The sequence below is a fragment of the Mycobacterium sp. genome, from assembly GCF_049683935.1.
In the GTDB taxonomy this organism is placed as follows: Bacteria; Actinomycetota; Actinomycetes; order Mycobacteriales; family Mycobacteriaceae; genus Mycobacterium.
Window position 1 is genome coordinate 1 of record NZ_JBAUJR010000384.1, and the last position, 7,047, is coordinate 7,047.

The window sequence follows — 7,047 nt, forward strand, 5'->3', positions numbered from 1 at the left end:
CGGTGTAGTTGGTCGTGCTCGGCATGACCAACTACACCGACGTCACACGCTGGCGGCCTCGTTCAGCTCGTTGAGCGTGGCCGTCGCCTCCAGATACTCCTGAACCCACCGCTCGATGACCGCCGACGTCTTCTCCACCTTCTGGAACTGTCCGACCACCTGGCCGACCGGATTGAAGGCGACATCGATGGTCTCGTCGGGGTACTTGTGTGTCGCGGCGACGGCGAGTCCGGAAACCATGAACTGCAACGGCATTCCGAGCGGCTTCGGGTTGTCCGGGCTCTCCCAGGCATCGGTCCAGTCGTTACGCAGCATCCGGGCCGGCTTGCCGGTGAACGAACGGCTGCGGACGGTGTCGCGGCTGCCGGCCTTCACGTAGGCCGCCTGCTGCACCGGAGTGTTCTCGGCCTCCTCGACCATCAGCCATTGCGATCCCGTCCAGGCGCCCTGTGCGCCCAGCGCGAGCGCAGCGGCGATCTGCTGGCCGCTACCGATCCCGCCCGCGGCCAGCACCGGCACCGGCGCAACCTCCTTGACGACCTGCGGCCACAGCACGATCGAGCCGACCTCACCGCTGTGTCCGCCGGCCTCGCCGCCCTGGGCGATGATGATGTCGACACCCGCATCGGCGTGCTTGCGCGCCTGGCTGGGCGACCCGCACAGCGCGGCGACCTTGCGACCCTCCGCGTGGATGTGGTCGATCATGTCCTTCGGCGGGGTGCCCAGCGCGTTGGCGATGAGCGTCATCTTCGGATGCTTCAGTGCGACCTCGACCTGCGGCGTGGCAGTCGCCTCGGTCCAGCCGAGCAGCTGCAGGGTGCTCTCGTTGTCCTCGGCGGTGAGCGGTACGCCGTGGTCGGTCAAGATCTTCTTGGCGAAGTCGAGGTGCTCCTGCGGAACCATGTCCTGCAACATTTTCGCGAGTTCGTCGGCGGACAGATTCGAGTCCATCCCCTCGTACTTGTTCGGGATGACGATGTCGACACCGTAGGTGTGGTCACCGATGTGCTCGTCGATCCAGTTCAGCTCGATCTCGAGTTGCTCGGGGGTGAATCCCACCGCACCGAGCACGCCGAAGCCGCCTGCCTTGCTGACCGCGACCACTACGTCGCGGCAGTGGGTGAACGCGAAGATCGGGAGATCGATGTCGAGTTGGTCGCACAGGGGAGTATGCATAGTCCGCTCCTGGTATGGCCATGGGAACACAAGAAGGAAAACTGAAACGTGTTCTACTTTAGTACACCACGGAGCCCACCACGAGAGCCCTTACCCGGGTTCTGCATCCGCAGCACCGGCCACCCCTGTTCGGCAGCCATCGCCGCGAGGCCCCTGCGCGGGTTCACCGGCCGCGGCTGACCGACCTTGGCCATCAGCACGGCGTCCTCGTCGCCGTCGGCGTAGAAGTAGCTGCTCGCCAGGTCGACGATGTTGGCCTCGGCGAATCGCTCGACAGCCGCGGCTTTCTGCTTACCCCAGATCACCGGCTTGGCGATGAACCCCGTCAGCCGGCCCGCGTCGTCGAGATCGAAGTGGTTGCACAACACATGGTCGATGACGAGATACCGCGCGACCGGTTCGGCGTGGATCGTCAGCGCCGAGGAGCACATCACCACGGTGTGCCCGCGCCGCTGATGGGCCAGGACGATCTCGCGCATCGCGGGATACACCCGCGACCGGACCCGTTCACTGAACAGCCGCTCGCCGATGGCGTCGAGATCGGCCAGGGATTCACCCCGCAGGTATCCGGCGGCGCGGGTCAAGAGCCGCTCGAAGTGCAGTCGCCCGAATCGGTACCGCATCGAGGCCTCGATCACCCCCAGCACCTCACCGATGCGGGCCTGACGTCGGCGGATCCGGTCCCCGGCGTGGGCGGTGGCGGTGAACCCGTCGACGAGCGTGCCGTCGAGATCAAAGAACGCCCCGACCTGGGGCCCAGCTGGACTCGCCGCGATCTGCGCTACCGGATCCGTGCGGTCTGCGGCGTCCGCGGTCATTCCGCTCCTGTGCTCACGAGGGGTTGACCCACCATGGTACGGACGCCATGTGCACTGCTGGTTTAATCTGTGGCCGGGTCGAAGCAGACGGCCACGGTAGTTTGGTCTTGCCGGGTTCAGGATGCAGCCTGCGCAAGTAGCACTGGTCAGTGCACTTGCCGTATGCGTGACGGCCCGACATGGAAGGTGAATCTTGAACGAGCAAGCAGCCGAAGGCACCAGCGCCTCGTCGGGGGCGGCATCGTCGTCGACCTGTGTGGTCACCGAGCGGTGGGTCGATCGGGTCGCGGTCGTATCGGTGGCCGGCGTGGTGGACATGCTCACCTCACCCCAGCTCGAAACCGCGATCAACGGGGCTCTCGAGCAGGGGCCGGCCGGGGTCGTCATCGATTTCACCGACGTCGAGTTCCTCGCGTCCGCCGGGATGGGCGTGCTCGTCGCCGCACACGACAAGGCCGGATCCGACGTCAGCATCAGCGTCGTCGCCGACGGCCCGGCGACCAGTCGTCCGCTCAAACTGGTGGGCATAGCAGACATCCTCAGCCTCTATCCGAACCTCGACGACGCGCTCGCAGCTCACACGGCGTAAAAAAGTCGCGTAGGAACGTGCTTCCCGGGGTAGCCAGCGAAAGCCATGATCGATCCCATGCCGCCGGCTGAAACGGCCAACGCAACGCGCTTCGAGCGCTTCGGCCTCCGCGCCGAGGCCGAGACGGTCTCCCGGACCCGTCAGGACTTCGCGCAATGGCTGCGGCAGTTCTTCGACCTGGATCCCATCAAGTCGAGTGATGTGGTGCTCGCCCTCAACGAGGCGTTGGCCAACGCCGCGGAGTTCGCCTACCTGCTGGCCGACCAACCCGGCACATTCGACGTGCAGGCGAGCTACCACCCCGCCGAGCAGAATCTGACGGTGCACGTCTGCGACCGCGGAACCTGGCGTGAACGCCAGACCGATCCCGCGCCGCGGACCAGGGGCCGCGGCATCCCGTTGATGGAGGCACTGTCGGACCGGGCGACGATCGAGACCTCACCGACGGGAACCCGGGTGCGGCTCGAATGGAACGGGATCAGCGCTCTCTGATCACGACGGGTGGGCCAGGCCCATCCCCTTCACCAGCGGCAGGTCGAGCGTCGACCGGATTCCAGGGGCCGACGCGACGACATCGGGGATGGCGTTGACGATCCGGCCCGCTGCCGCCAGGATCGCCGCGTAGTTGTGGTCGCCATTGCGACTGGTCGGCGAGATGTCCATGACGTAGGACGGCTCCCCGGTGATCTCCACCCGGTAGGAGCCACCTTCCTGCGCCGGCTGAGCCCAGTCGGGCCGGAGGTCACCGCGCAGCCGAGTGACGTGTTCCACCACGAGGGCGGGCCTGCCCCCGACCACTCCCTCGATCAGGAACCGCACCGCCGCGACCGTTCCCTTCTTGATGGTGCCGACGGCCACGTCGAAGTCCTCCGGGGCGGGCTCCTGCTCGACGGAGTCACGGATCTCGTCGAGTTCGACGCCGAGACCCGCGGCGAGCTGACGGATTCCGACGCCCCACGCAGAGCTCAGCATGCCGGGCTGGTAGAGGAAGGGCAGGTCGCCGACCTCCTGTGCGACGGGCTTGCCGAAACCCATCACGTCGAACATCACCGTGGCCCCGTCGTAGGTGGCGTAGTCGGCGATCTCCATCATGCGGATCTGTTCGATGCTCTGACAGGTGCTCGCCAACGCGAGCGGCAGCAGGTCGGTGACGAACCCGGGATCGACACCGGTGATGAAGAGGCTGGCATTCCCCTGTCGCGCAGCGGTTTCCACCCGTTCGACGGTTCTGTCGGGGATGACGCCCCACGGGTACTCGAGGAAACCGGGCGAGGATCCGACGACGTTGATGCCCGCCTCGAGCAACCCACGGACGTCGGCCAGCGCTTCACGCGGTCGAACGTCGCCCATCGCGCAGTAGACGACGCAGTCCGGCGCCGCGCCGATGATCGCGTCCATGTCGTTGACGGCCGTGACGCCCGTCGTCACCTCGAGGCGCGCCAACTCGCCGGCATCCCTGCCGACCTTGGCGTCCGAGGACACCCACACTCCGGTCAGGTCGAAGCGGGCATCTTCGATGAGTTGCCGCAGCGCCAGGCTGCCGCAGTTGCCGGTACCGATGAGCGCCACACGAATAGCCATGGCGAGCAGTATGCGTGGTGTGTGACAAAATTGGAACAGGTTCTAGTTTCCCGATCGCCGTGCGGTAACCTGTCGCCCCATGGGACGCGTGGACGGAAAAGTGGCACTCATCAGCGGCGGCGCTCAGGGGATGGGCGCCGAGGATGCCCGGGCCCTGGTAGCTGAGGGCGCCAAGGTCGTCATCGGCGACATCCTCGACGACAAGGGCAAGGAGCTGGCCGAGGAGATCAACTCGACCACACCGGATTCCGCGCGCTACGTGCATCTCGACGTCACCCAGGCCGACGAATGGGACGCTGCTGTCGCCACCGCGGTCAACGACTTCGGCGCGCTGAACGTCCTCGTCAACAACGCGGGCACCGTCGCGCTGGGCCTGATCGGTCAGTTCGACATGGCCAAGTGGCAGAAGGTCATCGACGTCAACCTCACCGGCACCTTCCTCGGCATGCAGGCTTCGGTTGAGGCGATGAAGGCCGCCGGCGGCGGATCGATCATCAACATCTCCTCCATCGAGGGGCTGCGCGGCGCCGTCATGGTGCACCCGTATGTGGCGTCGAAGTGGGCGGTCCGCGGCCTGACGAAGTCCGCAGCGCTGGAATTGGGGGCGCACAACATCCGGGTGAACTCGGTGCACCCCGGCTTCATCCGGACCCCGATGACCAAGCATTTCCCCGACAACATGTTGCGGATCCCGCTGGGCCGGCCGGGTCAGCCCGAAGAGGTGGCGACCTTCGTGGTCTTCCTGGCCAGTGACGAATCGCGTTATGCCACAGGTGCCGAGTTCGTCATGGACGGTGGCCTGGTCAACGACGTGCCGCACAAGTAGGCACCCGCCGGCCGGGGCGAAGGCAGCCCGGAATGATGCGTAGTGTCGTCTTTTGTGAGCGTACGGGCCGGAATCGTGGTGACGGGGACCGAGGTCCTCACCGGACGCGTCCAGGACCGCAACGGGCCCTGGCTCGCCGATCAACTGCTCGAGTTGGGTGTGGAACTGCGCCACATCACGCTGTGTGGTGACCGCCCCGCCGATATCGAAGCGCAATTGCGGTTCCTCGCCGATGAGGGTGTCGACCTCATCATCACCAGCGGTGGCCTCGGCCCGACCGCCGACGACATGACGGTGGAGGTGGTCGCGCGGTTCTGCGAGCGGGAACTGGTGCTCGACGAAGCGCTCGAGGTCAAGATCGGGGACATCGTCACCGGCCTGATGGCCAGATTCCCCGGTGTGGATCTTGATGCGGTGCGCGCGGCCAACCGCAAGCAGGCACTGGTGCCGGCCGGCGCAGTCGTACTCGACCCGGTGGGCACCGCGCCCGGCGTCGTCGTTCCGGGCTCACCCACCGTCGTCGTTCTGCCCGGTCCGCCGCGCGAACTCCAGCCGATGTGGGACGCCGCCGTCACCACCGACGCCGTCCTGGCGGCCATCGCCGACCGGACACCGTTCGAACAGCGGACCGTGCGGATGTTCGGTCTCCCCGAATCGGGCCTCGCCGACACCCTGCGTGCTGCCGAGAGCAGCGTCGACGGCTTCGAACACCTCGAGATCACCACGTGCCTGCGGCGCGGGGAGTTGGAGATCGTCACACGATATGAGCCGCGGTACGCCGGGGTGTACACCGATCTGATGACCGCGCTGCGCGACCGGCACCCGCGCGAGATCTTCTCCGAGGACGGGGCGCTGGTCGACGATCAGATCGCGGGCCTGCTGGAAGGGCGCCGCATCGCCACCGCCGAGTCGTGTACCGGTGGGCTGTTGGCCGCCAGGCTCACCGAGCGGCCCGGTTCGTCGGCCTACGTCGTCGGTGGTGTGGTGACCTACTCCGACGCCGCCAAGGTCGAACTGCTCGACGTCGATCCTGCGCTGATCGCCCGGCACGGCGCGGTGTCCGAGCCGGTGGCCGACGCGATGGCGCGCGGTGCGTTGGACCGTTTCGGTTCCGACACCGCGGTGGCGATCACCGGCATCGCCGGGCCGGGCGGCGGCACGGCGACCAAACCGGTGGGTACCGTGTGCTTTTCGGTGGCGCTCGCCGAGGGCTCCGAGAGCTCGACGGTCACCCGAACCATGACGATGCCCGGCAACAGGTCCGATGTGCGGGAGCGCTCGACGACGATCGCGCTGCATCTGCTGCGGCGGATCCTCCTCGGCGGAGGATAGGGTGGCCCCGACAGGAGGGTTTATCGATGGTTGACACCGACGAGCGGCAGGAAGTCTCAGCGGTCGCCGAGGCGGCGGGTTGGAATCACCGTGTCGCCGAGCGCAGCGACTACTTCAACAAGGGTGTTGTCCGGGTGCACATCCTCTGGCGTGGCGATACCGCCATCAGCGGCGGCACGCTGTACCACGATGACTTCCTGCAGACCTACAGCAGAGATCTTCCGACGGTGCGGGGCTGGCTCAAACGCTGAGGCCACTCAACGCTTCTCGGCGGCGTCCCACAGGTCGCTCATCGCCTGCATGATGGCCTCGGCTTCGCCGAGCCCGCCGAGATGGCTCTCGCCGGGCAGCGTGAACATTTCGGCGTCCGGCAGCATCGCCACCACGTGCTCCCCGTGGGCGAAGGGCACGATGTGGTCGCAGTCCCCGTGCCACCAGCGGACCGGAACCTTGACCTCGTCGAGCCGGAAACCCCAGTCGCGGGCGAAGACGACGACGTCGGCGAAGGGCGCCGCCAGTTGTTTGCGGCTGCCGTTGAGCAGGTCATCGAGGAACATCGCCTTGAACTCGGGCCGTACCAGCAGTCGACGGTCGCCCTCGGGGGAGACGCTCGCGTACAGGTAGAGAGCCGGCTCGGCGACCGGCTTGATGAGTCGGATCAGTCCTGCGGCGACCATGCTGAGCGGGGTGCCGACGTACTCGAGCAGCGGCGCCACCGGCAGACC

At 66.8% G+C, this 7,047-nt stretch carries 9 protein-coding genes; 5 read left to right on the forward strand and 4 right to left on the reverse strand.

Annotated elements, in window-relative coordinates; all coding sequences use genetic code 11:
- Positions 1 to 42 precede the first annotated feature (42 nt).
- Both WA965_RS22115 and WA965_RS22120 read right to left on the reverse strand, forming a co-directional pair.
- Positions 43 to 1,176, reverse strand: coding sequence for a nitronate monooxygenase (locus tag WA965_RS22115; protein WP_178360288.1), 1,134 nt, complete (start codon positions 1,174 to 1,176; stop codon positions 43 to 45).
- Between the two features lie 53 nt (positions 1,177 to 1,229).
- Positions 1,230 to 1,994 carry an HAD family hydrolase gene (locus WA965_RS22120; RefSeq protein ID WP_526300613.1) on the reverse strand — a complete coding sequence of 255 codons (765 nt, stop codon included), beginning with the start codon at positions 1,992 to 1,994 and terminating at the stop codon, positions 1,230 to 1,232.
- Between the two features lie 193 nt (positions 1,995 to 2,187).
- Here WA965_RS22120 and WA965_RS22125 point away from each other — a divergent pair, with 193 nt between their 5' ends.
- On the forward strand, positions 2,188 to 2,583 hold the full coding sequence (locus WA965_RS22125) for an STAS domain-containing protein (RefSeq protein WP_526300611.1): 396 nt from the start codon (positions 2,188 to 2,190) through the stop codon (positions 2,581 to 2,583).
- Positions 2,584 to 2,628: 45 nt separating this feature from the next.
- Positions 2,629 to 3,075: an ATP-binding protein gene (locus WA965_RS22130; protein ID WP_526300609.1), complete on the forward strand. Its 447-nt coding sequence runs from the start codon at positions 2,629 to 2,631 to the stop codon at positions 3,073 to 3,075.
- Here WA965_RS22130 and WA965_RS22135 read toward each other — a convergent pair whose 3' ends face one another.
- Positions 3,076 to 4,164 (reverse strand): NAD(P)H-dependent amine dehydrogenase family protein, encoded by a 1,089-nt coding sequence (locus WA965_RS22135; RefSeq protein WP_526300608.1) that lies wholly within the window; start codon positions 4,162 to 4,164, stop codon positions 3,076 to 3,078. It lies immediately after the preceding gene.
- A 79-nt stretch (positions 4,165 to 4,243) separates the two neighbouring features.
- Between WA965_RS22135 and WA965_RS22140 the strand changes: the two genes are divergently transcribed.
- The 3 genes from WA965_RS22140 to WA965_RS22150 are packed head-to-tail and all read left to right on the forward strand — an operon-like array spanning position 4,244 to position 6,573.
- A complete protein-coding gene (locus WA965_RS22140) occupies positions 4,244 to 4,990 on the forward strand; it encodes a glucose 1-dehydrogenase (protein WP_526300606.1) in 747 nt (248 codons plus the stop codon).
- Between the two features lie 54 nt (positions 4,991 to 5,044).
- Entirely contained in the window at positions 5,045 to 6,322 is a 1,278-nt protein-coding gene (locus WA965_RS22145) for a competence/damage-inducible protein A (protein ID WP_526300604.1), read from the forward strand.
- A 26-nt stretch (positions 6,323 to 6,348) separates the two neighbouring features.
- The gene (locus WA965_RS22150; protein WP_526300602.1) at positions 6,349 to 6,573 is read left to right on the forward strand and encodes a hypothetical protein; all 225 of its coding nucleotides are present in this window, start codon (positions 6,349 to 6,351) and stop codon (positions 6,571 to 6,573) included.
- A gap of 6 nt (positions 6,574 to 6,579) precedes the next feature.
- Here the strand turns inward: WA965_RS22150 and WA965_RS22155 are convergent.
- On the reverse strand, positions 6,580 to 7,047 hold a 468-nt coding region (locus WA965_RS22155; RefSeq protein WP_526448076.1), incomplete at its 5' end, for an alpha/beta fold hydrolase.

What these genes read in the sequence shown, in the direction of transcription:
- WA965_RS22130 (WP_526300609.1), top strand. Translation starts at nt 2,629, where the DNA reads ATGATCGATCCCATGCCGCCGGCTGAAACGGCCAACGCAACGCGCTTC.
- WA965_RS22135 (WP_526300608.1), bottom strand. Translation starts at nt 4,164, where the DNA reads ATGGCTATTCGTGTGGCGCTCATCGGTACCGGCAACTGCGGCAGCCTG.
- WA965_RS22115 (WP_178360288.1), bottom strand. Translation starts at nt 1,176, where the DNA reads ATGCATACTCCCCTGTGCGACCAACTCGACATCGATCTCCCGATCTTC.
- WA965_RS22150 (WP_526300602.1), top strand. Translation starts at nt 6,349, where the DNA reads ATGGTTGACACCGACGAGCGGCAGGAAGTCTCAGCGGTCGCCGAGGCG.
- WA965_RS22120 (WP_526300613.1), bottom strand. Translation starts at nt 1,994, where the DNA reads ATGACCGCGGACGCCGCAGACCGCACGGATCCGGTAGCGCAGATCGCG.
- WA965_RS22140 (WP_526300606.1), top strand. Translation starts at nt 4,244, where the DNA reads ATGGGACGCGTGGACGGAAAAGTGGCACTCATCAGCGGCGGCGCTCAG.